The organism is Amycolatopsis sp. NBC_01307, from assembly GCF_035975215.1.
In the GTDB taxonomy this organism is placed as follows: domain Bacteria; phylum Actinomycetota; class Actinomycetes; order Mycobacteriales; family Pseudonocardiaceae; genus Amycolatopsis.
Genome location: NZ_CP108403.1, coordinates 6394679 through 6418964 on the forward strand (window position 1 = coordinate 6394679; position 24286 = coordinate 6418964).

General features: G+C 66.5%; 22 protein-coding genes. 10 read left to right on the forward strand and 12 right to left on the reverse strand.

Annotation, left to right across the window (positions count from 1 at the left end):
- Positions 1-6: 6 nt before the first annotated feature.
- The gene (locus tag OG439_RS27450; protein WP_326943697.1) at positions 7-567 is read right to left on the reverse strand and encodes a phosphoribosyltransferase family protein; all 561 of its coding nucleotides are present in this window, start codon (positions 565-567) and stop codon (positions 7-9) included.
- A gap of 79 nt (positions 568-646) precedes the next feature.
- Between OG439_RS27450 and OG439_RS50455 the strand changes: the two genes are divergently transcribed.
- The 3 genes from OG439_RS50455 (at position 647) to OG439_RS27460 (ending at position 3401) form a co-directional block, all read left to right on the forward strand.
- Positions 647-1744 (forward strand): DUF6000 family protein, encoded by a 1098-nt coding sequence (locus tag OG439_RS50455; protein WP_442792349.1) that lies wholly within the window; start codon positions 647-649, stop codon positions 1742-1744.
- A 71-nt stretch (positions 1745-1815) separates the two neighbouring features.
- Positions 1816-2592 (forward strand): hypothetical protein, encoded by a 777-nt coding sequence (locus OG439_RS27455; protein ID WP_326943698.1) that lies wholly within the window; start codon positions 1816-1818, stop codon positions 2590-2592.
- 224 nt (positions 2593-2816) lie between these two features.
- Positions 2817-3401 carry a DUF3885 domain-containing protein gene (locus OG439_RS27460; protein WP_326943699.1) on the forward strand — a complete coding sequence of 195 codons (585 nt, stop codon included), beginning with the start codon at positions 2817-2819 and terminating at the stop codon, positions 3399-3401.
- Positions 3402-3919: 518 nt separating this feature from the next.
- Here the strand turns inward: OG439_RS27460 and OG439_RS27465 are convergent.
- The 5 genes from OG439_RS27465 to OG439_RS27490 all read right to left on the reverse strand — a co-directional run bounded on the left by OG439_RS27465 (position 3920) and on the right by OG439_RS27490 (position 10972).
- Positions 3920-4675, reverse strand: coding sequence for a hypothetical protein (locus OG439_RS27465; RefSeq protein ID WP_326943700.1), 756 nt, complete (start codon positions 4673-4675; stop codon positions 3920-3922).
- Positions 4676-4923: 248 nt separating this feature from the next.
- Complete coding sequence (locus tag OG439_RS27470) at positions 4924-5541, reverse strand: hypothetical protein (RefSeq protein WP_442792350.1); 618 nt, start codon at positions 5539-5541, stop codon at positions 4924-4926.
- A 433-nt stretch (positions 5542-5974) separates the two neighbouring features.
- Positions 5975-7339: a tyrosine-type recombinase/integrase gene (locus tag OG439_RS27475; protein ID WP_326943702.1), complete on the reverse strand. Its 1365-nt coding sequence runs from the start codon at positions 7337-7339 to the stop codon at positions 5975-5977.
- Positions 7340-8540: 1201 nt separating this feature from the next.
- Positions 8541-9944 (reverse strand): MmgE/PrpD family protein, encoded by a 1404-nt coding sequence (locus OG439_RS27485; protein WP_326943703.1) that lies wholly within the window; start codon positions 9942-9944, stop codon positions 8541-8543.
- An 86-nt stretch (positions 9945-10030) separates the two neighbouring features.
- Positions 10031-10972, reverse strand: coding sequence for a hypothetical protein (locus tag OG439_RS27490; protein ID WP_326943704.1), 942 nt, complete (start codon positions 10970-10972; stop codon positions 10031-10033).
- 153 nt (positions 10973-11125) lie between these two features.
- Here OG439_RS27490 and OG439_RS27495 point away from each other — a divergent pair, with 153 nt between their 5' ends.
- From OG439_RS27495 to OG439_RS27525, 7 genes are all read left to right on the forward strand, one after another.
- Positions 11126-11947, forward strand: coding sequence for an SDR family NAD(P)-dependent oxidoreductase (locus OG439_RS27495; protein WP_326943705.1), 822 nt, complete (start codon positions 11126-11128; stop codon positions 11945-11947).
- A gap of 33 nt (positions 11948-11980) precedes the next feature.
- Positions 11981-13432 carry an aldehyde dehydrogenase family protein gene (locus OG439_RS27500; protein WP_326943706.1) on the forward strand — a complete coding sequence of 484 codons (1452 nt, stop codon included), beginning with the start codon at positions 11981-11983 and terminating at the stop codon, positions 13430-13432.
- A gap of 33 nt (positions 13433-13465) precedes the next feature.
- Positions 13466-14257 carry an HpcH/HpaI aldolase family protein gene (locus OG439_RS27505; protein ID WP_155546509.1) on the forward strand — a complete coding sequence of 264 codons (792 nt, stop codon included), beginning with the start codon at positions 13466-13468 and terminating at the stop codon, positions 14255-14257.
- 39 nt (positions 14258-14296) lie between these two features.
- Complete coding sequence (locus OG439_RS27510) at positions 14297-15271, forward strand: ketopantoate reductase family protein (protein ID WP_326951625.1); 975 nt, start codon at positions 14297-14299, stop codon at positions 15269-15271.
- A gap of 78 nt (positions 15272-15349) precedes the next feature.
- Positions 15350-16027, forward strand: a complete 678-nt coding sequence (locus OG439_RS27515) for an aspartate/glutamate racemase family protein (protein ID WP_326943707.1) — start codon at positions 15350-15352, stop codon at positions 16025-16027.
- A 38-nt stretch (positions 16028-16065) separates the two neighbouring features.
- Positions 16066-17322, forward strand: coding sequence for a four-carbon acid sugar kinase family protein (locus tag OG439_RS27520; protein WP_326943708.1), 1257 nt, complete (start codon positions 16066-16068; stop codon positions 17320-17322).
- Positions 17319-18173 (forward strand): class II fructose-bisphosphate aldolase, encoded by an 855-nt coding sequence (locus tag OG439_RS27525; protein WP_326943709.1) that lies wholly within the window; start codon positions 17319-17321, stop codon positions 18171-18173. The genes OG439_RS27520 and OG439_RS27525 overlap by 4 nt, the downstream gene beginning before the upstream one ends.
- 33 nt (positions 18174-18206) lie before the next feature.
- On the opposite strand, the gene OG439_RS27530 is transcribed toward OG439_RS27525, so the two are convergent.
- The 6 genes from OG439_RS27530 to OG439_RS27555 all read right to left on the reverse strand — a co-directional run bounded on the left by OG439_RS27530 (position 18207) and on the right by OG439_RS27555 (position 24258).
- Complete coding sequence (locus tag OG439_RS27530) at positions 18207-18941, reverse strand: IclR family transcriptional regulator (protein ID WP_326943710.1); 735 nt, start codon at positions 18939-18941, stop codon at positions 18207-18209.
- 139 nt (positions 18942-19080) lie between these two features.
- On the reverse strand, positions 19081-19839 hold the full coding sequence (locus OG439_RS27535) for an SDR family NAD(P)-dependent oxidoreductase (protein ID WP_326943711.1): 759 nt from the start codon (positions 19837-19839) through the stop codon (positions 19081-19083).
- A 69-nt stretch (positions 19840-19908) separates the two neighbouring features.
- A complete protein-coding gene (locus tag OG439_RS27540) occupies positions 19909-21390 on the reverse strand; it encodes an aldehyde dehydrogenase (protein ID WP_326943712.1) in 1482 nt (493 codons plus the stop codon).
- 47 nt (positions 21391-21437) lie between these two features.
- A complete protein-coding gene (locus tag OG439_RS27545) occupies positions 21438-22232 on the reverse strand; it encodes an ABC transporter ATP-binding protein (protein ID WP_326943713.1) in 795 nt (264 codons plus the stop codon).
- A 65-nt stretch (positions 22233-22297) separates the two neighbouring features.
- The gene (locus OG439_RS27550; protein WP_326943714.1) at positions 22298-23314 is read right to left on the reverse strand and encodes an ABC transporter substrate-binding protein; all 1017 of its coding nucleotides are present in this window, start codon (positions 23312-23314) and stop codon (positions 22298-22300) included.
- A gap of 59 nt (positions 23315-23373) precedes the next feature.
- The gene (locus OG439_RS27555; RefSeq protein WP_326943715.1) at positions 23374-24258 is read right to left on the reverse strand and encodes an ABC transporter permease; all 885 of its coding nucleotides are present in this window, start codon (positions 24256-24258) and stop codon (positions 23374-23376) included.
- Positions 24259-24286 lie beyond the last annotated feature (28 nt).

Genomic DNA, 24286 nt, shown 5'->3' on the forward strand with positions numbered 1-24286 from the left:
CGCAGGTCAGAGCTCCCGGACGTGCAGCAATGACCTGACGTTCAGGCTTCGTCGGACCTGGTTGCTGGTCAGCGCGTCGACCACTGTCGCGGCACCGATCCAGGTGGCGCCGGCGTCCTGGACGAGGAGGTGGGCGCCGCGGGCCTGCCCGCCGGTTTCGATCCAGTCGTCGACGAACAACACACGATCGCCACTGTTGACCAGGTTCTTGCGGAACCCGAGGGTGAGGTGACGGTCTTGGTAGTCCGGTGGCGTGGTTCGCTGCAGCCAGGCGTCACTGTCGCTGGAGGCTATGCGGTCTTTGCGGACCTCGACGAACCCGACGTCGAAGCGCAGGGCGACCAGCGGCCCCAGGAGGCAGCCACGGGATTCCGGCCCGAGGACGACCGTGGGTTGCTCGCCGGCGAACAGGTGCGCCAGCGCAGGGCCGAGGTGCCTGAGCAGGTCGGTTCGACGCCACCAGCCTGTAACATCGGCATAGCGATGCTGGTCTGTGCGGTCTCCGCGCCAGGTGAAGGACCCGCGGAGCCCGGACTTCACCTCTTCCAGCCACGCGTCTCCGGACACCGGCTCATGATCGCGTCGCCGGCTTCTGCGAGCAATCGGGTTTCACCTGCACGACGTGTTCTATAGCTTGCTCGGGCCGGTGAACTCGGGGACCGCGACGCACGCACGTGCCGATGGGCGGACATCCGGCTGGCGGAAACCCGCTCGCACAATCCCGGCGTCCCAGGCACGACGCACCTGTGCACCGCCCCGATCACGCCCCCACACTGGCGGAACTGATCCCCGCTACGTCACTCCGGGACGGCGTTACCTCCGCCTCGGCGGAAGACTGTCGCGGCCCGAGGTCACGCACCGCGCCGCGTTCCTGCGGGAACTGGCCGAGGCGGCCGAACACATCACCGACACCGAACTCGACGTCCTGCTAGACCAGGGTGGATGGCGCGAGCGCAAGACCGCCGCGTGGTTCATCGCGGTATCCGACCGGACCCGCTTCCGCGACAAGCTCGGCGCCCTCCACCTCGCAGGCGAAGGCCCCTACGCCGGCGCGGCGTACTGCCTCGCGCTGACCCGCCTCGGCACCGACGCCGACGCTGCCCACCTCATCGCCTACCTCGACCGGTACCTGCTCCGCCCGGACCTACGCTACGACCAGCCCTACGCCCTGGGCGCACTCCTCTGCCTCGACGAGGCACTCGGCACCGGCCACGCCACACACTTCGTCCAACCCCACGGCCTCTGGCAGCAATACTGCGACGCGCTACCGCCGGGGCCCGGATCCCACCCCAGCACGCACAGCGGATCGTCAGCCGGATGTGCGCGCTCGCCATGGAGAGCAGACACTCCGGATCATTCGAAAGCCGCGACAACCGCGAGTGACCGATGCCCCAAGGTGACCGACGAGGCCACGCTCACCTGCGCCCGCGCGCTCTGCACGGGGAGGATGTTCCGGTGCTGGATCGCGAAGTTAGGCCACTACACCCCTCGACCGCGGCACAACGCAAGGCCGCCCGGTTCCTTCGTCCGCTGCTCGGCACTCAGCCAGGCTAAGTTCCTGCCGCTAACCGCTCCACTGCGACGCGCACACATGCCGATGAGCGCAGCTCACGAAGAAACCGACAGCACCCTGCCACGTCAACCACGGCGGCCCGGCATGGTGAGCGCGGTCAACAATTCCACCTGGTGTAAGTCGTCGCAGACGGTGGGGCTGTCCACGGGCCGGAGGCGCAGACGCGGATAGTCAGCCGGTAACAGAAGGCGGGCTGCTCGCGACTGAGAGAGAGGAACCATGTCGACGAGGGGTAGCCGTGTATGAGCCTGGCGGTCGGAAGTGTCGGCGCCTGGCTGGTCCAAGCCTTTCCCGACATCTCCAGCAATCTGATCGCGGCGGCCATCGGCGGCGTGCTGGTTTGGTCGGCGACGAATGCGAGACGACACCTCAAGCTGGTTCGTGCGCGCAGGTTCTGGCGGGCGCTGGGCGGCCGTCATCCACTCATCGTCCTGGGAGCGCATGACTTCGGATCGCATCGGCGGTGGGCCAACGCCGGCGTGGTGGGCATGGGCGACATCGAGGCACTCGTGGAGGTCGAAGCGCAGCTACGCAGGCTGGGTTTCGCCGGGAAGATCGTCGAGTCTAAGCAACTGTCGCCGCGTGAGCTGAGTTCGGACCTTGTCCTGATCGGTGGGCCAGTGGCGAATGCCGTGACGCGAACAATGATGGCGAAGTTGCGCGGAACAATCTCCTACGATTTCGCCGAAGATCCAGAGCATGAGGCAGCCGTGGTCCACGACCTGAGGTCCGGTCGGTTGCTGAGGCCGCAGTACGAGGACTCAGGCTACCCGGTCAGCGACCATGCCTTGATCATCCGGACCCCGAACCCCCTCGCACCGGACACGTCGGAACTTGTCATTATCGCAGGATGCTTCGAACACGGCACCGAGGCCGCAGCAGAGAAACTCGGAGATCGGAAGTTCCTCCGCAAACTCAGGAGAATGAAGCACTTCGAGGCACTCGTCGAGACCACCGTCGTGAACGGTGCCCACTACAACACCAAGCTCGTCGAAACCCGGCGTGTACCGGAAGGCTGACGCCCGGACCTTCCGAAAGCCGCGGCGTCGAACCGGCCGGCATTGCCGGTGGTGATGACGGGTAGGTCATTCTTCGAAGTGTTGCAATGAGTTGCGGACCCACTACATGCTCTCATGCCGACGAGCGGACACGGGCTGCGTGCGGATGACCCCGCGCGTAAGTTCAGCGGGCCCGGCCGACCCGGCGGGAGGCGAAGAGACTGCCAGTGGAAGAAGGTGATCACGTGCCGGATGACGACCTGCCAACCCTGTGGCGGCGTCAGTGGCCGGGATGCCCCCCGCTGGCCGATCACCTGAAGCGGGCCTACGACGACCGATGGCTGCGTTTCCACAGCCTGCCCGGCTCCAAGCGCTATCCCGACACCGACTCCGAATACGACATCGTGCTCCACCGCTACAACACGGTTTTGGACGAACTGTTCCACGGACAGGACGTCCGGATCGTCACCACCGACTGGTCGGACGCATCCGAACCCCCGGCACTGTCCGCGCAGCACAGGCTCTGGAACCCGGGTGCTCATCACTGGATGTCCGTCCGCACCGACGAGGAAGAAACCGACCCGGACTTCATCACCCACACCCACCTGTACACCAGCCGCAAACCCTGGCGACCCGGTCTCGTGGACGGCCTGCTCCGCGCCGCGGCCGATGAAGCAACCGTCGGGGTGATGATCGCCAGTTTGTCCTTCGACCGGATCCACCATCCCTACGACGGTGGCGCCGACGTCCTGCTGCCGACGACCGGCGAACGTGAGATCTTCAAGCACTCCCATGCCGACTGGCTCTCGGAACATCCTTCCGGATACTGAACGCCCGGAACCCGCCAACGCGGTTGAGCGCACCGCGGCGATCGCGCGCACATGCCGACGAGCGGATGACAGCTTGGAATGGCGGCCGGAGTCGGGTCGAGGTTCCAGGCCATCTCCTCAACCCGGCACACGTCGATGACTCGGCCCCGCACGAGGCCGTCACCGCGTACCTGAACCCTGTCGAATCCAGTTCTCCGCACCACACGACGGGCAGTGCAGCCGATACTCCCCGCCCCCACTGGCGGAATTCGGAAACCACTCCACCTCCAGGAAAGCATCGTCACTTTCCGGGCAGCGCAGGTTTTCTCGGGCACCCTCGGTAACCTGCCTGGCCACCTGGATCCACGCTGAGCGAGTCAACAGTACCCTTTCTCTGACGCGAGGTCCGACCACTCAACCGGCCGCTGGCTGACCACGCTCCCATGACGCCCGCTGTGCGCGCACGTCCGGTCATGCCGAGGAGCGGGTGTCTTTGTCCAGGCCGAGAGCCTGGTCGAGTTCTTGCGGAAAGCGCTCGGCTACAGCGGTAACAGGTCTCTGACGAGGCGGGACCTCACGTCCCACTGAGCCTCTGCGGCCGACGGCCACGGGAATCCCCCGTTGCTGAAGACCCAGTTCAGATAGGAGACGAACGGCATCGGCGTCTCCCAGACGAACATCCCGTCGACGCAGCTGTCGGGTAGGACGATGCCGTAAGGCGAGCCACCGCTGGTGTTGTCCTTATGGAGCCGGTCCGGTGCGAGGGGCAGTTCGAACAGGCCGGCCGTGTCGGGGTCGTCCGTCCGGCGCTCCAGCCACGCGATCCACTCCTCGTCGACGTACTCGCGCATCGACGAATCGCCGGGATAGCGAGAACCCTCCACCTCGATCACCAGTGGATCAGCGGCCGCCGAGGTGAGCCACTGCGGGTGTGTGCCCACGAGCCAAACGTCCCCGACGATCCGCACCCAGGACAACAGGGTCATCGGCACGGTGCCGAACCGCTGCTGCAACCAGTCCGCATAGGCATCCGCCGCCGGGGTCGGCGGTATGTGAGCCGGCACCGGAGCCTGGACTTCGTCGTTGGTGTGGAAGCGGTAACCGTCGTCGGACAGCCGGGCGACGATGATTTCGATGTTGTGCCGAGCGCGTCGAGCCATCTCGTCGCAGACCAGCTGCGCCTCCTGGGCCAACTCCGGCTCCCGGACCCGGCTGCCGAGCTGGCGCAACTCATGCCAAACCTGTTCTCGCTGCCCGCTTTGGTAGCGGCTGAGCCAACCCGGCGAGGACACCATGCCCCAATCTTGCACCACCGCCTGCGCCGTTTTGACGTCGGCCGGGACCTGCGCGCGTCACCGGAGATGCACTCCTTCGGCGGGCCCGGCTGACGTCCTGTCATGCAGCTGACCGGTCGTTCTCCGACACGGCGGCTGGCCCCAGGAGACCGCGAGAAGACCTTCCCGATCACGTCGACCGCGTTTTGATGACGCTGTCAGGGCAGCGTCATCAGAACACCAACAACTACTATGAGTAATATCTCGTGCTACGTTGAGATACTGCGCTCTGCACGTACCAGCTTCACCAAGGCGCGCGACCGCTCTGCGCCTACTCCCAACGCCTTCCGGAGACTCTCCGCGGAGACCGGACGCTGATACAGCTCACGATGCCGCTGATCCTCATACCGCGCTCGCTCCAGCAACTCAGCGTCCACGTTCACACCATCTGCCTGCTCCGCCGAAGTGCTGTCCGAGTCTGCGGTCTGGGCAACGCCATCCGGGCGCCCGGTGGCTGATACGGAGGCCAGCGCCTGCAACAGGACCGGTCCCACCTCCGCCCAGCCGATCAACAACAACGGACCCACCGCATCGAACAACGCCTTCCCCACCTCGCCCACGATCAACGGCTCAGCGACGTTCAACGCCAACGTCACCACACTCGACGCCAGCAACAGCCGCCGCGCCGGCCGAATCACCTCGGCAGGAACGCCCCGCAACGACAGGGACCGAATGGCGAGCAGCAGCCCGACCACCGACAGATCCACCGCAGGCGCCACCAGCGGCGCAACCCAGACCGGCACCCCCAACCGAAGTGCCAACGTGAGCACGTTCCCGAAACCGAACAGGAAGGTCAGCGCCACGATGATCCCCACGCTCTTAACCAGCGGGTTCGGGGTTCGAGTCCCTGATGGCGCACCCCACTGAATCGAAGCCCACCTGCGGGTATCCTTGATCACGAGGATCTTGCCGGTGGGCTTTGATCATGGGTGGGACCAGCGGGAGACCGAATGTGGCCGACTCCACGGGGTACCTAGTCCTCTTAGGACGCCCGTAGGGCGCAGCCGCGGCGGCGACGTCCGTTTTCCACCGTCTCCACGCCTCGGACGTCCTCCGTGGCGCCGAAATCAGGCGTAAGACACCCATCAGTTCACTATTGCAAATCTACGGTGCGAGTGATCGACGAGCTGGGTTGGTACTGCCGTCGACGGCCTACTGCGACTCGCTCCGATCTACGGACCCCCCTCTCCCTCATCGGTGGCTCAGCTGCGTCGACGATCTTCTCCAGGTTCTCACAGCAGCTGGCGCGCAAAGGCCCTTCTACACACGGATCTTGTGAGCCGACTTCCGCGTAGACCCAGGCCTACGGTTCTTCTTCGTCCCGTAGTGGCGTGTCGCTTTCCGGGAGTCGCGTCGGACCTTCTTCGCCGTCCGGCGTGCCGCTTTCATGACCAGGTTGGCGGTGGCCTCGGCCGCCTGGTGCGCCAGGCAGGGCAGCACGCTGGTGTAGGTATCGGCGGTCAGCACGATGCTCGAATGCCCCAGCATCGCCTGCACCACCTTCAAGTCGTTCCCAGCGGCCAGCGACAGGCTCGCCGCACCATGGCGAAGGTCATGCAGCCGGATCGGCGGCAAGTCCGCCTCAGCGACGAGCTTGCCGAAGGCGTGGGTGACGTAGCCCGGACTCATCGGATTCCCGTACCGGTTGACGAACAAGAACCCGGTCAACGCCGCACCAGCCGACAGCCGGCGTCGCCGCTCGGCACGCAGAGATCGCAGCGCTGCTACCGAAATACTGTCCAGTGCGAGGACGCGGACGCTGCTCTCGGTTTTCGGCGGGCAGATCACGGTCCGACCGTTGTGGTCTTGCACCTGATGCGACACCTGCAGTACGCGTGCGTCCAGGTCGATGTCGCACCATCGCAACCCCGCCGATTCACCCCGCCGCAGACCAAGCAGCGCAACGAGCAGGTACAGCACATGCAACGGATGGTCGAAGCTGCTCTCCAAGAACGCTGCAGTCTGCGTCGCAGTCCAGACGGCCACCGCCGGGTGCTCCCCAGTGTGGCGCCAGTGCGCTTCTCGCCCTTCGGTCCACACCACAGCACGCGGCCGGCGCCCGGAGGGAAGTTCTATCCAATGTGCCGGGTTCCGATCCAGCAGCCCCCGGCGGATCGCACCGTTGAGCGCGGCATGCAGAACGCCTCGGATGCGCTGCAGCGTCGCGTAGGACAAGGGCCGGGTACGGCTCGAGTTAGTGCGGATCAACGCTGCGAACATGGCCTGCACCCGCGCGACCGTCAACGACCGCAGCGGCACGCTTCCCAGGTAGGGTTTGAGGTAGTCGCGGACGTGCTGCGTATAGAGCCGCCGAGTGGAGAAGCTCAGGTTCTGGCGCATCTCCAGCCAGATATCCAGCCACTGCCCCACCGTCACCACGGCCGTCGCCGGATCAATGTCATTGCCCAGTAGGTACCCCCGCGCTTGCTCCGCGGCGGCACGCGACGCGAACCCGCCACGCCGCACGCGGTGCCGCTGCCCATCACGGCCCACCGGCAGCTCCAGCGAGAAGTACCACGAACCGTGGCCACGCCCGTCCAGCCGCGGGCAGCGGACACCGAGCCGGTGTCCGTCAACCGCATCCTTGCAGCTGCAACGCTTGTACACGCCATTCTGTCGAACCATCGCAACCTCCTCAACGACTACCAGAGGGCATAGTCCGCTCACCGGCCGCGCCGTCGCAACCGTGTCAGCCGGACCGCTCAACGCCGTTCTGGGCGTTCCTTCGTCGGTGACCGACCCGATCAAACATCGCGTCCCAGACCGCCTGGGCTTGAGGCTGACAAATCCAGCCCGCCCCTTCAAGCCAAGCTCGCCTGAGAAAGAAATGCCCTGCGCCAGCTCGCGAGGCGGCAGGCGCGCCGATCTTGAGCTGCGCGCGATCGGACGGGGTGCGCGCACTGCCCACCGATCCGTCCGTTGCCCGGGGGCGTGGCGGGCCTCTCGCCCGGTGTGTTGCTTTCCGGCTTGCTCTGTTCGTCAGTATGGGGATCTGCGCTGGTCCAGGCGCCGCCGTCGCTGTCTGAGGCCGATGCGGCGGGCAGGGCCTGGCGGTGCTGAGCGACGGCGCGTTCGACAGCGTCGGCGAGTTGTTCCAGACGTGCCATCTGTCAGCGACCTGCAGTGCGTCCGGCGCGCAGGACTGAGCGCCTTCGGCGTAGGCGCCGGCCCGGTCCCGGCAGATGGTCTCCAATCCCGGGTGTCCACGGAGCCAGTTCGCGAGGGTGCGGCGGTGCGGTCGGTCAGAACGTCGACGAACGCCCGGTCTCGACGTTGATGAGGATCGTGCCGCGGTCCAAACCCGAGCTGGCCGCCAGCGGCGTTCGCCCGGCTTTCCTCGCTCCAGGCGCCTCCCACTGCGCCAACGCCAGCGGCCCCGGGCCCGGCCAATCCGCTCGGCAACCTGATGGGCTCGGTGGAGCAACAGGAAGGCACCGACGACGGTTCTCGCGCAGACCGTCGACCGCAGCACGGGCGAAAGCACGATGCAGCGCCCTCTCTGCACCTACCCGCTCGTCGCGAGCGGTACAAGGGCGCGGCGGCACGAACGACCCACGCGACTTCGTCTGCGTCACGTCCTACCGGCGAAGCCGGCGGTTCCTCTGTGCGTCAGGGTTCCGCACAGAAGAACCACCTGACGACAGCACCGCCCGAGGCCGCGTCAGCACTACGGCCACAGCGCTGAGGCGAGAGCAGCACCGATTGACGAGATCTCGGCCACAGTCCCGAGGACGCGTACCGCGGCTCATGCCGGTCTCGTCGTCAAGGGCAGGCAGGGACTGCCCAGTGTTGCCGTTCGGCCGGGATGGCGTGTCACCGCCCGTCCTCAGGAAAGTGCAAGACCTCTCACCAGCGTCGTGGCGTCGTCCTGCGACTCCAACGCGCGTGCCATCTCCTGTGCCTCGCGGATCTGTTCGGCGGCGGGCGGGACAGCAGCAGCGGCCGCGCAGCTGCCGAACTTCTCGGCTACCTGACTCCACGTCATCGGCGCTTCCGGACTTCCTGGCAGTCCGTCTCCCGTCTTGGTGAAGCTCCGCCCATCCTGGGTGACGATCTCGACCCGGCCCGGCAGCATGTCGAACTTCCAGTCGAGGCTGGAATCAGTTATCGGTACGACCTTCTGCGCGGCGGCGAGCACCTCGGGATCACGCCGCGCCCGGTCGGCGAAGTCCGACACGACGACAGTCCCGCGGACCGCGGCCACGGCGACCAGGAACGGAAGGCTGAACTTCGCGTCGACGGCAGTGACCGGTGCGCGTCGAAGATCGAGTGGCCGGCACATCAGGTTGTGGTGATCCCCCACATATACGCGGATCTCTCTGATGTCATCCACGCTCAGTGCCTGCTCCTTCAGGACCTGGATCGTCGCGTGGATGTGACCGTGAGAGGTGCCGACAGAGGGCCAGAACTTGTAGAGGGTCGTGCCGCCGAGGTACACCTCCCCCAGGTCTTTCAGGATCGACTCGCGGTCGTAGCGCCCACCGAAGTAGGTGTTGAGGACACCGTGCTCCCCTTCGAACAGCGTCGACACGCCCGTGGTTCCCTTGTGCGCCAGAAGCGTCGCGAGCACTGCGCCCTTCGCGGAGAATCCGGCGTAAAGGCCGTGCAGGTCGCTGCCCGTTCCGAAAACAGTCTCCATCACGCCGGCGGACTGCGTGCTGGCGATACTCAGAGCAGCTGCGATGCGTTCGGGGGGCAAGCCGATCACGCGTGAGGCCGCGGCCGTTGCGGCGAACACACCCATCGCCGTCGAGAAGTTCCAGTCCTTGCGCCAGTCGATGCCCCGCCGGAAGCGCGCGAAAATGTCCTGCCCCACCGCCACACCGGCGATGAGGTCTTCGCCGGAGACCCCGCCGCGCCGCTCCGCGACCGCGAAGACGGCCGGAATGATGGAGCTCGCCGCGTGCTGGCCCCATGGCGTCTGGTCGTCGAAATCGAGACAGTGCGCCATCGCACCGTTCGCGAACGCCGCCATGATCGCCGGGGCCCGCTCCCGGAAGCCCAGCACGGAGGCCTCGGCACGACCGCCGGTCTCTCTCACCAGCTCGATGACCGGGGAGATCGCCGGTTCGAGCCCGCTGGCGGCCAAGATCACGCCAAGGGTGTCCACGATGCTCTTCTTCGCGCCTTCGACCGCGGATTCGGGCAGGCGGCGGTACTCCGTCCGGCTCGCGAACTCCGCCAGATCATGGAGTATGTCGCGCGGGCTCGTTCCACCTTGTTCGGTCATGCGGTTTGCTACCTTCGGCTTGTCTTCGGTGTCCAGCGGCGGGAAGCAACACGGGACACGTGATTCCCGTGTTGCCCCACCTCGGCTCAGAACTTGTGCAGCACCGCGCGCAAGAACTCGGTCGGCTCGACTGCCTCGACCGACACCGGTCCCTCGTTGGCCAGAAATTCATACCCGGTCTCGGGACCGTACTTCTCGCCGCCCGCGTTCACCTGACCGTTGATCTGAAACAGGATTTCGATGGACGGGTGCTGACCCGCCTGGTACACCGCACCGGCGTCCAAGCGCAGGAGACCGATCCGCAGATCGCGCTCGGTGAAGCTTCCCAGCCACTTCTCCCAGACACCCACGCCGCCTTGGGGCAGCCAGTCGTAGGCCTCCGGGTTCATCGCGATGACGTCGGTGTAGCGCGGGGCAGCGAACTCGAGCTTGCCTCCGGTGGCGTGCTCGAAGATCGCCTGCGAACCGTCCTGGACCTGGGCCACGCCATCGGCGTCCGTGTAGTGGTACTTGCCCTTCTTGAACTCACCGGTCTTGGCCAGCTCGGCGTTCGTCGCCTCCCGCTGCGCGACGCTCAGGTAGCCGCCACCGCTCGCGCCGCCACACTGCAGAACCATGGTCCGCAAGCCCTCCGGACGCTCTTGGGGTCCATAGTGGATGCTTTCGGGGAAGTACCCGACCCACCCCTCCTCCAGCACGTCATTCTCGGTGTAGGGCAGCGCGCCCTGGATGACGTAGCGGATCTGGTCGAAGTTGTGCCGGTGGCGCGGGGTTCGCCAGCCACCACCGCCCGTGAGCCCCATGTTCAGGTCGTAGTTGTTGGGCGAGCCGTCTTCGCCGAACAGCAGGTGCTTCTGATCGAGGGTTCCCTCGCGCATGGTTCCGACTCGCTCGCTGCCGGTGTCGGATGCCTTGCCTACGCGCATCTCCTGCTCCTTCACACAATCGATGTCTCCCAGCGGCGAGAGCCGATGGGCGGTGACTTCCGGTCTGCCGCCGTCCTGCAGCGGCGCCGGTCCGGTCGCCATGATTGACAATATCCCATATTACAGGATATGTTCAATAGCGACAGAGGCGCTGGCCGGAGCACCGCGGAGCGCGGGTGCAGACGGCCGAGACAGCACCTCCCGCCCACCATTGCTGCCTGTCCACCATGAAGCGCGACGCGACGAGGAACGAGCATGACGACGACCCTGACCCACACCCCAGAGGACTCCGGAGTACCGGCCTCGGCGCGGGATTTCAGTGTCGAGGGGCGGGTGGTGGTCGTGACCGGTGCAGCGCAGGGCATCGGTCGAGAACTGGCTCGCCAATTCGCCGCGGCGGGGGCCGTTGCCGTCGTGGCCGACCTCGACTTCGCCAAGGCGGAGGCAGTGGTCAAGGAGATCCACGAAGCCGGCGGGACCGGCTTGGCCGTCCAGGTGGACGTGGCCGACGAATCGTCGACCGAGGCGATGGTCGACACCATCGTCGAACGATGGGGCCGGGTCGACGTCTTGATCAACAACGCGTCGGTCTTCGCGAGCATCGAGAAGGGGCCGTTCGACCAGATCCCCATGTCGCAGTGGGAAAAGGTGCTGAAGGTCAACGTCACCGGCACCTACCTGTGTGTTCGGGCGGTCGCGGCGCACATGCGCGAAGCGGGATTCGGCCGCATCATCAACGTCTCCTCCGACGCGGTGACCCGTGGGACCGTCAACTACCTGCACTACGTCACCTCGAAGGCGGCGGTGATCGGCATGACCAACTCCTTGGCGCGCGAGCTGGGCGGCTACGGGATCACCGTCAACTGCGTGCGGCCGGGCAGTGTCGCCACGGAAGTCGAGCGCACCGTCAACCCCACCCTCGAGGTCCGTGAGCGCGCCGCGGCGCTGCAGTGCATCCCGCGGGGGATGGTTCCCACCGACCTGGTCGGCATCATGTTCTTCCTGGCCACGCCGGCGTCCGCGTTCATCACCGGCCAGACGATCGCCTGCGACGGCGGCTACACCCACAGCAGCTGACCGACCCGCACACAGCCTGAGGAGGCCTCGCCCATGAGGCAGCACCCGCACCTCTACATCGACGGCCGGTGGACGGAACCAGTCGAACCCCACGAAGTGGAACTCGTCGACCCCACCCGCGAAGAGCCCTTCGCCCGAGTAGCCCTCGGCGGCGCGGCGGACGCGGACCGCGCGGTCGCCGCCGCCCGGGACGCGTTCAAGACCTTTTCCACCACCTCGCCGGCCGAGCGGATCGCGGTGATCGACCGCGTCATCGACGTCTACGAGTCCTACGCCGACGAGTTCTCCGAGTTGATCGCGCGCGAGGTCGGCATCCCCGTCGGCAATCGCGCCCAGGTCACCGGCCCGGCCCAGCACATGCGGGTGGCCCGCGACATCGTGCGCGAGTACCCCTTCGAATCGCGGATCGGCAACGCCATCGTCCGCCGCGAGCCGATCGGCGTCTGCGCACTGATCTCCCCGTGGAACTGGCCCATCCAGACCGGAGTGATCAAGCTCGTCTACGCGCTGGCCGCCGGGTGCACGATGGTCGCCAAACCCAGCCTCAACTCCGCCGCGAGCGGGGTGCTGCTGGCCAAGGTGCTGCACGAGGCCGAGGTGCCGCCAGGCGTGTTCAACCTCGTGAACGGCCGCGGCCGCGAGGTCGGCGACACGCTGTCCCACCACCCCGGGGTCGACCTGATCTCCTTCACCGGGTCCACCGCGGCCGGCAAGCAGGTGGGCGCCGCCGCCGCGGGCACCGTGAAACGGGTCTGCCTCGAGCTGGGCGGAAAATCGGCCACCGTCGTGCTGCCCGACGCCGATCTGGAACGAGCCGCGCGCTGGAACGTCCAGCGCTGCTTCTTCAACGCCGGCCAGTCCTGTCACGCGCCCAGCCGAATGCTGGTGCACGAAAGCCAGGTCGAGCAGGTCGTGCCGTTTCTGGTCGACGAGGCACACCGCTTCCGCCTCGGCGACCCGCTGGACAGCTCGACGACGATGGGTCCGGTCGTCAGCGCCGCCCAGTTCAAGTCGATCAAAGAGCACATCCAAAGCGGTCTCGACGAGGGTGCCCGTCTCGTCACCGGCGGCCTCGAGCGCCCGGACGGTCTCGACCGCGGCTATTTTGTGCAGCCCACGGTGTTCACCGGAGTCACCCCGGACATGCGGATCGGCCGGGAGGAGATCTTCGGGCCGGTGCTGGCCGTCCTTCCCTACCGTGACGAGGACGACGCCCTGCGCATCGCCAACGATTCGCCCTACGGGCTCGGCGGCTTCGTCTTTGGCGGCGACCGGGAGAATGCCCGCCGCGTGGCGAACGGGCTGCGCGCCGGACGGATCAGCTACAACGGCGCGGCCACGGACTCCTACACCCCCATGGGTGGCTACAAGGAGTCGGGCATCGGCCGCTCGATGGGCCGCTTCGGGCTCGAAGAGTACCTCGAAGTCAAATCCGTCTACGGGTTCGAGGACGAGGCGCAAGCGTTGCCGACGCTGTTCGGCTGAGAACTTCCGAGTCGGACAGGAGCTGTGAACGACATGCACGACGAGACCACCCGCCTGCTGCGCAATCCGGTCAAGGAAAAGCTGGCCCGGGGCGAACCGGTGTACTCGATGACCGTCCGGCTGGTACGGACCATCGACATCGCCGCCATCGCGCACACGGCAGGGTTCGACTCGGTCTACATCGATCTGGAGCACAGCAGCTTTTCCCTTGAAGCCGCGGGCCAGATCTGCATGGCCTGCAACCATCTGGGCATCACCCCGCTCGTCCGCGTGCCCGGGCTGGATCCGGCCTTCATCGCCAGGGTCATGGACTCCGGCGCCATGGGGATCGTCGTACCCGGCGTGCAGTCGGCCGACGAGGCGCGCACGGCGGTTCTCGCCGTCAAGCACGCTCCCCGGGGCGAACGGTCCCTCGCGGGTGCCGCACCCCAGCTGCACTACCGGTCACTGCCCGCCGATCAGACCGTCCGCGAACTCGACGACGCCTCGATGGTCGTGGCGCAGATCGAATCCCAGGCCGGCCTGGACGCGGCCGAGGCCATCGCCGCCGTCGACGGCGTGGACATCCTCCTCGTCGGAGCGAACGACCTGAGCGTCGAACTCGGTGTCGCCGGGAAAATGGACCACCCCTTGGTGCACGAGGCGTACCTGCACGTCATCGATGCCTGCCGGAAACACGGAAAGACCGTCGGCATCGGCGGACTGGGCGGGCGGCCGGATCTCATCCGGCGGTACCTGGAACTCGGTGGCGGCTATGTCTCCACCGGCAACGACATCTCGTTCCTCACCGCCGCCGCGACACAGAAGCGCAAGCAATTCGACTGATCGACACGGCACGGAACGGGAGCGCACGTGAAAATCTGCGTGTACGGCGCAGGAGCGGTGGGCGGGCATCTGGCCGGACGCCTCGCCGCGGGAGAGGCCGAGGTTTCGTTGATCGCTCGCGGCGGGCAACTGGCCGCGATCCGGCGGGACGGGCTGCGGGTGGAGACCCGTACCGGAACGCTGCTCTCGCACCCGGTCACCACCGACCGGCCCGGCGAACTGGAGCCGCAAGACGTCGTCATCGCCGCCGTCAAGTCGCCGGCTCTGCCGGGCATCGCCGAGCAGATCGGTTCCCTGCTCCGCCAGGACGGCTTGGCACTGTTCGTCGTGAACGGCGTTCCCTGGTGGTACTTCCACCACCACGGCGGAGCCAGGGACGGCACTCACCTTCGACGGCTGGACCCCGAGCGCGCACTGTGGAAGCACATCGGCCCCGAACGCGCGGTGGGCGCCGTCGCCTACACCGCCTGCAGCGTGCTCGAACCGGGAGTCGTTCGTGCCGAGAACGCGCGCAACCGCCTGATCATCGGACACCTCGACGGCCGGCCCGACGCGAGGCTCGACGAGCTGGCGTCGCTGATGAACCCCAGCGGCCTCGAGGTCACCGTTACCCCGAAGATCCGGGACGCGGTCTGGACCAAGCTCGCGATGAACCTGGTCGGCGGTTCGCTGGCTGTCCTCACCGCCTCGCCCATGAAGGATGTCCTCGACAAATCCGCCGTCGCCGCCACCGTGAAGGCGATGGCCGCCGAAGGCACCGCCATCGCCCGCGCCCTGGGCTGCGACCCCGGCGATCCCGCCGAGGGCCTCGGCAAGCTGGCGAAGTCCAGCCATCTGCAGAGCATCGCGCAGGACCTGCGGGCGGGCCGCCCCATGGAGGTCGACGCCATCCTCCGGGCCCCCCTCGACCTCGCCGAACTGGTGCACGTCCCGACCCCCACCCTCGATCTGGTGATCGAGCTGGCCACCCAGCGCGCCCGTGCCGCGGGCCTGTACGACGACACCGACGGATGAGTTCGCCCGGCGCGGTCACACCGAACCGTTGACGAGGCACGCCACCCACCACGAAATCCACCGAAGGGCGGAACCAAGATGCCGAAGAAGATCGCGATCCTGCACACCAGCTTCGTGTTCGTTTCTGTCGAGCCGATGATCAATGATCTCATCGCCGAACTTGTTCCCGATGCCGAAGTCCTGCACTTCGTCGACTCCGACGTTCTGGCCACGGTTGTCCGCGAGCAAGGGATCTCGCCGAACAGCGAAGCGCGGATGACGCATCTTGCGCAAGCGGCTGAATCAGCAGGTGCGGACATCATCTTCTCGGCATGCTCGTCGTTGGGGCCGGCCGTGGACGTAGCGTCACGAAGTGTCCGTACCCCGGTGGTGAAAATTGATGAAGCAATGGCGATGCGAGCCGCCCGCGAAGGCACCCGCATCGGCGTCTTGGCCACCGTGCCCACCACACTCGGTCCGACGTCAGACCTGATCCAAGCAAAAGCAAAAGAGATCGGCCGCAGCCTGACTCTCGAGCAGAGGCTGTGCGAAGGGGCATTCTCGGTCCTCATGTCGGGAGACCGCGAGAAACACGATTCGATGGTCATCGAGCAGGCCACGGACCTCGCCGAGACGGTCGACATGATCGTTCTGGCGCAGGCGTCCATGTCCCGCCTTGCCGAGGTGCTTCAGGAAAAGATCCAGCTGCCGGTTCTGGCGAGCCCCCGCATCGGCGTGGACTACCTCGCTCGTCGTGTCGCCGAGCTCCCTGCCTGAACTGAACCCCGCCCACCTCAGCTCGACAAGGAAAACTCATGAAGACCATCGTCCTCGACGATGACCCCACCGGAACCCAGTCCGCGACCGGCGTCACCGTCCTGTTCGACAGCACCGCCGAGCTGCTCGCCGAGGCGCTCACGGACGCCGATTCGGTCTACGTGCAGACGAACAGCCGGGCGCTTCCTTCGGATGAGGCCGTCGCCCTGGTGCGCCGGATCAAAGCCGACGGCGAGGCTGCAGCCGAGCAGCTCGGCGACGATGTGCGCTTCGTCCTCCGCGGCGACTCCACGCTCCGGGGTCACGTCTTCGCCGAGTCCGAGGTCTTCCTGGACGACGACGCCGTGCTGCTCTTCGTCCCGGCCTTCCCCGACGGCGGGCGTACGACGCGTGGCGGGGTCCATTACGTGCGGATCGGCCAGAACGACGTTCCCGCGCACGAGAGCGAATACGCCGACGACCCGGTGTTCGGGTTCTCCACCGGCGTCCTCGTCGACTACGTCGCCGAGAAGTCCGGGCTCACCGCCGTTCCGGTGCAGCTCGAAGACGTCCACTCGGGCGAGCTGGTCCGCGTGCTGGCCGAAGCGCCCGGCGGCGCCGTCGTCCTCCCCGACGCAGTCGATGCGACCGACATCTCGGCGATCGCCGCCGCGGTGGACGCGGTCACCGCGAAGGGACGGCACGTCGTCGTCCGCTCGGCGGCGCCGCTCGCCGCCGAGCTGGCCGGGGTCACGAGCACCGGGCTCCTACCGACTCCGCTCGTGGACCGGCCCGGGCACGTACTTCTTGTCTGCGGCTCGCACACTTCCGGGGCGAGCGCCCAGCTCGAGCCGATCACGACCGCGTGGGGCGCTCCCGCCGTCATCAACACGGCGACGGCGCTCGACGCCCCGTCGGCGGCCGGCCTCGAAGCGGCCGAAGAGGCCAGGCGGTCCTTCGCGGGGAAACCGGTCACGATCCTGACCACCGAGCGCGCACGGTCGACCGAGCACAACACGCTCTGCCACGGCGAGCGAGTCATGGGAGCGCTCACGACCGCCGTGCGCGCTCTCCTGCCGGAAGTCAGGGTCGTCGTCGCCAAGGGTGGCATCACCTCCGCCGAGGTCGCCCGGACCGGAATCGGCGCGACATCGGCCCTCGTGCTCGGGCAGGTCCTCCTGGGCGTCTCGGCGTGGCGCATGACGGCGCACGACGGGCGCGAGGTGCTCTACGTCGTCGTCCCCGGGAACGTCGGCGGGCCCGACACACTCACCCGGGTCCTTGACGCGCTCGGCATCCGGGTGACGGCCGCATGAGGGCATCGCTTCGCGAAACAGCGCGCGAGCGGCTGACCGACAACGCCGCCGTCGCGGCGATCACCTGCTACGGCGCGTCGACGGCGGTCTCGGTCGTCGAAGCCGCCGAGGCCGAAGGGTCCCCCGTCGTCCTGCTGGTCCCACCCTCACTTCCGGCGGCCGTGGAGGGCCTCCGCACCATCCGCGCCATGCGGGCGATCGCGGACTCCGCCGCCGTCCCCGTTTCGGTCCAGCTTGACCACGCTTCGGATGCAGCGATCATCGCGGTGGCTCTCGAAGCGGGCGTCGACGCCGTCCTCGCTGACGGCTCGAAGCTTTCGCACGAGGACAATGCTGCCTTCGTCCGCAGCATCCGGCGGCTCGCGGGCCCCGACGTCACGCTCGAAGCGGAACTCGGCAGCATCCTCGGGCACGAGGACCGGGCTTTCGACCTCGATCCCGATACCGCGGGCATGACGGACCCCGCGGATGTCGCGGGATTCGTCGATCAGTCGGGCTGCGACTTGCTCGCCGTCGCCGTGGGCAACGTACACGGGCGCTACCGGGGCCGTCCCCTCATCGACCGGGACAGACTCGCGCGCATTCGGGTTGCCTCAGCCGTACCGCTGGTCCTGCACGGCGCCTCCGGGTTGCCGAGGGAAGATCTTGCGGCGGCCGGAGCGTCCGGAGTCGGCAAGGTCAACGTCAACACCGAACTGCGGGGCGTTGTCCTCGACGCGATCGAGACGCGGCTCCCCCAGGTCAGGAAAGACGGCGACGACGTCGCCACGCTCGCCCGGGTGCGCGGGAGTGCCACTCGTGAACTCACCACCTCGATCCTCCGCCGGCTCGCCGGCGATGTGACCGCCTAGTGACTACAGGACACGATGTGGGCGTGTCGGTCTTCAGTCGCGCTGGCGGTCCAGCAGCCGCTCCGAGATGGTGGTCGCCGCCTGCTTGACGGCCAGCACCGCATGCTCGACGTCGACGTCGCGGCGCTCCTTTTCGTCCCAAGCCACGCCCACACTGCCCACCGATGTCTTCTGATCGGTGAGGATGGGCGCCGCGACGCCGTAGACCCCCGGGTTGAACTCGCCCACGGTCAAGGAGTAGCCGTCCTTCTTCATCTTGCCCAGGGTGGCCCGGAATTCGCTCCACGTGCTGCCCAGCCCGGCGTCTTCGATTTCTTTGCGCTGCCGCGGATAGATGGCTTTCAGGCGGTGATGGGGCAAGTAGGCGAGGATGATTTTCGAGATCGCCCCTTGGAACAAAGGGCGCCGCTGCCCGCGCCTGAATCGGTTGGCGGGGCTCTGCGGCGCGCGGCACTCGCCGACGCACAGGACCGAGTCGCGGAAGGCGGTGCACAGCAGCGCCGAGTGGCCGATCTTGTCCACCAGTTCTTCGAGCACGCCTTCACTGGCCAGGAGCAGCGGGTCGGTCAAGCGCATCTGCAGGTCCATCTCGATGATGCGCGGGCCGAGGCTGTAATAGCCGTTGCGCACTGCGCTGAGGAGCCCCGCCTCGTGCAAGGTCTTGAGGTAGCGATATCCCGTCGACCGGGAGGTGTCCAGAGCCTCGATGATGGCGGCGGTCGACCACACCGGCTCTGTTTCGCTGAACAACTGCAGGACGTGGAGCATCTTGGCCAGACTGCTGGCACTGTCCGTAGTCGGAGTTGTCGGAGTCGCGGTCACGTAATTAAGAATATCTCGCAATGTGGGATATTGTCAATTTGCGGACACGGCAGCACCCGGTACTGACCAGCAGGCTACTCCTGCGTCAGTGGAAGGTGCGGCCGCCGTCGGCGGCCAGTGCGGCCCCGGTTACGTAGGAGGACTCTGTGCTGGTCAGGAACAGCACGGCCCGCGCGATCTCTTCCGGCTTCCCCAGCCGCCGCAATGCGTAGGAGTCGACGTTGTCCCGGTACCCGTCCGCCATAGCCGTGTCGACCATCCCTGGCGACACACTGTTGACACGGACGCGGGGTGCCAGCTCGGCGGCCAGGGCACGAGTGAGGGTGATGATGCCGCCCTTCGACGCGGCGTAGGCCGAGTACCCCGGAGCGTTCGGCAGCAGGCCTTGGCCGGAAGCCATGTTGACGACACTGGAACCGTCCTGCTGCTCCAGCCAAGGAAGGGCGGCGCGAATCACGATGTACGTGCCGGTGAGGTTGACGTCGAGCACGTGCCGCCACTCGTCGGCGGACACTTCACTGGCCCGTCCGCGGAACATGATGCCCGCGCAGTTCACCAATCCGTCGATGCCGCCCATCGTGGCGGCTGCCGCCCGGATCGCACCGCTGACTTCGTCTTCGGAAGTGATGTCGACGGCGTGTGCGCTCGCACGGACGTCCGCGGCCGTGCCGGAAAGCCCGTTCTCGTCGCGGTCCAGCAAGGTGAGTGCGGCACCGTGCTCGGCGAAGAGGCGGGCGACCGCTTTGCCGATGCCGGCGGCGGCGCCGGTGATGACGATCCGCCGGCCGGCGAGCCGGCCCGGCGTCGTGCTGGTCGAAGACGCGGTTGTGGGTGCCGTTGTCACGAAGATTTCCTTTGCGCAGAAACGAGCAGGCGGGTTGACGAGCTGTCCCGGCCGGGGCGGCTCACCCGGTCACCGCATCACGAACGGGTTGACGGGGGGCGCGTCGTCGGTGGAGATGACAACACTGCGGGTCTCGAGGTACTCGTCGATGGCTTCGATGCCGTGTTCGCGCCCCAGCCCGGACTGCTTCGTGCCGCCGAACGGGACCATGTAGCTGTACGTGCGGTAGGTGTTGACCCAGACCGTGCCGACGCGCAGCGCCTTCGACATGCGCAGCGAGCGACCGATGTCGGTTGTCCACACGCCGGCGACGAGGCCGTAGGGGTTGTCGTTCGCCAGGGTTACCGCCTCTTGCTCGTCCTTGAATTCGATGACGGACAGGATGGGGCCGAACACCTCTTCACGCGCGATACGCATGTCGTTGCGGACGTCGGTGAAGATGGTGGGTTCGACGAACTGGCCGGCACCCAGGCCCGGGCCGGTGGCGCGGGCACCGCCCAAGACACACCGGGCACCGTCCGCACGGGCGACATCGAGGTAGGCGAGCACCTTTTCGAACTGCGGCGGCGTCGAAATCGGGCCGACGTTCGTGGCCGGGTCGCGCGGATCGCCCATGCGGAGATCGGCGGCCAGCTCAAGCAGCTTCGCCAGCAGTTCGTCCTTGACCGCGGCGTGGACGAGCAGTCGTGAACCGGCGGCGCACATCTGGCCGGCCGCACCGAAGATGCCCGACATCACCCCCACGGCGGCGAGGTCGAGGTCGGCGTCGTCGAAGACGATGGTGGGCGACTTCCCGCCGAGTTCGAGAGACACCCGCTTCATGGTGGCGGCGGCGCTGCGGTAGATGGCGGCGCCGGTGACGTCGGACCCGGTGAACGCGATCTTGGCGACGTCCGGGTGCTCGACCAGTGCCGTGCCGGCCGCTGCACCCAGCCCGGTGACGACGTTGAACACACCGGCAGGCAGACCCGCCTCGTCCACGAGGCGAGCAAGTTCGAGGGTGCTCGCGGAGGCGAACTCGGACGGTTTGACCACGACGGAGCACCCGGCGGCCAGGGCGGGGGCGGCCTTGACGGTGGCGAACCACAGCGGGGAGTTCCACGCGGTCAGTGCGGCGACGACCCCGACCGGTTCGCGAGTCGTGAAAGCGAACGCGTTGGCCTTTTCGGTCGGGATGGTGGCACCCTGGACTTTGTCGGCGAGCCCCGCGTAGTAGTACCAGCACTGGGCCACCGCCGTGATCTGCCCTTGGACCTCGGTCAGCAGCTTGCCGTTGTCACGGACCTCACTGTCGGCGAGGCGGTCGGCATTGGCGACGATGAGGTCCGCGACCGCGCGGAGACAGCCACCTCGCTGAGAAGCGGTGAAAGCCGCCCACGGGCCCGTCGTCATGGCGGCCTGAGCCGCGTCCACGGCCCGGCCCGCGTCCTGCGCGGTGCCGGCGGGAATCCGGGCCCACACCTCGCCGCTGTACGGATCCGTGCTGTCCAGCCACTCTCCGGTAGCGGAGTCGGCCCATTGTCCGTCGACGTACATCTGGTACTGCTGCACTGACTCTCCCTGGTGTTCATGGTCGACGACGCCCGGCCGGTCGCGGTTCAAGCGCCGTGAGCCGCGGGCGCGATACCGTGGAGGACGCCCATCTTCTCGAAGAGCGCATAGATGTGACCGGCGTACTTGCCGAACTCGGCCGAACCGGTGAGGGAGATGGGCCGGGGCCTCGGCAGGTCCACCGTGATCTCCTCGATGATCTCGCCCGGACTCGGGCTCATGACGAAGATCCGATCGGACAGCCCGACCGCTTCCTCGACGCTGTGGGTGATGAACAGAACGGTGGACTTGTTCCGCAGCCAAAGCGCCTCCAGGTCGGATCGCACCTGGAGGCGCGTGAGGGCGTCGAGCGCCCCGAACGGCTCGTCCAACATCAAGACCGGTGGCTCGTGGACGATCGTCCGGATGAGCGAAACGCGTTGCCGCATTCCCCCCGACATCTGTCGCGGGTACTTACCCATCGCCTGCTCCAGGCGGAGCTGCCGGAACAAGTCGACCGCCCTGGACCGCAGCGCATCTTTGTCGATGTGCCGGATCTCCGCTTGGAGCAGGACGTTGTCCAATGCGGTGCGGAAGTCCAGCAGCAAATGGTCTTGAAACGCGATACCGACGTCGGTGAAGGCCTTCGTCACCGCTCGCTCGCCGATTTCGATCACGCCCGAAGACATCGGAAGCAGGCCCGCCACCATCAGCATCAACGTACTCTTGCCACATCCCGAGGGACCGACGATCGAGACGAACTCGCCTGCCTTGATATCCATCGAGATGGGCTTGAGGGCCTCGAACTCATGAGCGGAGTCACGTCCGTAGATCTTCGTGACACCCTGAATGGAAATGGACATTCCGGTTGTCGTGCCGGCCACTGAATCTCGCATGATTTTGCCTTTCCGACGGCGACCGTCACAATCTAGCTACAAGGGGTCAGCGCGCTCTGCGGCGGAAGATAGTCGTACGAGACGAACGTCGCCGGGTCGGGCGCACCCGTCACGAGCTTCGCGCGCTCGAGAAGGGACATGGTCTGCTGCCACCGCGCCGGGTCCGCCAGCCCGATGTACTTCGCCCCGCCCGCACACAGGAGCGGCAGAAGGACCTTCAGCTCCTCCCGCGCATTGTTTTCGACCGTATCCGGCGCCAGCTTCTTGATGTCGGCGAGCGCCTCCTGCGGATTGGCTCGCGCCTCACTCCACCCCTGCAGGCTGGCCGCGACGACCTTCTTCACGGCGGGTCCGTTCTTGGCAGCGTAGTCTTTCGTCGTGAAGATCGAGTGCGCCGCACCGGAAACACCGTGCTCACCGAACAGGAAGTCGGTGAATTTCGCGCCTTGAGCCGCGAGGGCGACATGCGAATCCTGACCACCGACAATAGCGTCCACCCGTCCCCCGATGAGCGACGGCACCATCGACTCGAACGGCATGTTGACGATCTTCACGTCCTTCTCGGTGAGCCCCTGAGACTGCAGGAAAATGGGGAACAGGAAGGAGTAGGCACCACCCGGCGGGACAGCGACCGACTTGCCCTTGAGGTCGGCAACGGACCTGATCCCGGAAGAATCGAGGACCTGCATGGCCGTGTTGGTTTCCTGGTTGATGGTCGCGACCACGAGCAACGGCGCACCCTTCTGAACCGCCTGGATGATCGCCACGGAATCCGCGATACCCATGTCCGCCTTGCCGGTGGCGACCAGTTGCACCGCGGTGCCGGAACCCTTTCCGGGCGTGATGGACAGATCCAGCCCGGCATTCTGATAGAGGTGCTTGTCCTGCGCAATCGCAAAGCCGGCCGTGGAAGGCGACCACGACCAATGCAGCTGGAACGACTCTCCCGGTCCGCCACTTCCCGCCTGAGACGAACCGGTCCCACAGGCACTGAGGAGCACCAGAGAAGCGATACCGGCCACCGAAGTCAGCGTAGTCTTGATCTTCATCGTTCATCTCTCATCATTTGAGTGCCATTGGAGGATACGTAAGACCGAGTGAAGACCGGTTATTTCTTACCCTGCTGCTTCTGGTGACGCTGCCACGGAGTCAGCCACCATTCAACGGCCTCGATCAGATAATTGATGACGATACCGATCAAGGTGAGAACGACAAGAATGGCAAAGATGTAAGTGGTGTCCAGTTGCGATCCGGCCCGGAGGAGGGCGTAACCGAGCCCCTCGTTGGAGGCGAGAAATTCCGCGACGAGCGCGCCCGTGATCGCGATCGTCGCGCACGTCTTGATACCGGAGAAGATGATCGGCAGAGCGGCGGGCAACCTGAGGCGCCAGAACGTCTGCATCTTCGATGCCCCCATTGAGCGCGTCAGGTACAGGAGCCGGTCGTCCAAGCTGACAAACCCGGCGATACTCGACATGAGCAGCGGGAAGAACGCGATGAGGACGACCAAGCCGACCTTGGTCTGGATGCTGAAACCCAACCAGACGAGCAGAAGGGGCGCGATAGCGATCTTCGGCACGAGCTGCATCAGCATCACGATGGGATAGATCGTCTGCTTGGCCACCTTCGAAAGGGCGATCAGCAGGCCGGCCGGAATGCTGATCACGAGGCAGAGAAGCAGGCCGATTCCGAGCGCCTCCAGGGTCGGCACGGCTTGCGCGAGCAGGTTGCTCCGCTCGTCGAACATCCGGCTGAGAACCGCCATGGGGCTGGGCAGCAGATAAGAAGGGATCGTGAATATTTCCACGGCGGCGGCCCATAGCAGGATGATGACCACAAAAGTCGCAGGAGGCGCCGCGGCCCAACCGACGGACGCGAGCTTCTGCCTCCCACCCCGGCCGCGCCGCGACTTCGCCGGTGGACTGTCGTTCGTCATCGATGTGGTCGTCGCGCCGGGCCTGGTCGTATCGACCGGTGGGCTGGTGTTCGCCATTGAACGATCTCCATTGATAGGTGAGTTG